1 pseudogene is annotated in these 295 nt (G+C 56.6%); it reads right to left on the reverse strand.

The annotated features are described in order from the left end of the window. Positions 1 to 295, reverse strand: a pseudogene (locus ACXAH6_RS20445) (retention module-containing protein); the annotation flags it as partial.

A 295-nucleotide genomic window follows, 5' to 3' on the forward strand; every position in this document is an offset into this window, starting at 1 on the left:
CTTCAGCTAAAGGTGTCGCCGGTGTGGCACTGAAAGAGCCATCGTTTTGAACAGTAGCGGATAAGGTTTGGCTGTCGCCATTGTTGTCGACCACAGTGAGGGTAACGGTTGCACCGGCAGGTGCGTCGGTTGTGCCTGTGAGTGTGGGCGTGGTGTCGTTATCTGTGCCCGGCGCATCGAGCGCGATAACAGGCGCCGTGGTGTCAATAACACCGGAGGTAGAGGTCGTTGCTGTATTGCCAGCATCATCCGTACCAGAGGCTGTCACGGTATAGCCACCTTCGGCTAATGCTGT

The organism is Alteromonas sp. ABE4_545, assembly GCF_056161325.1.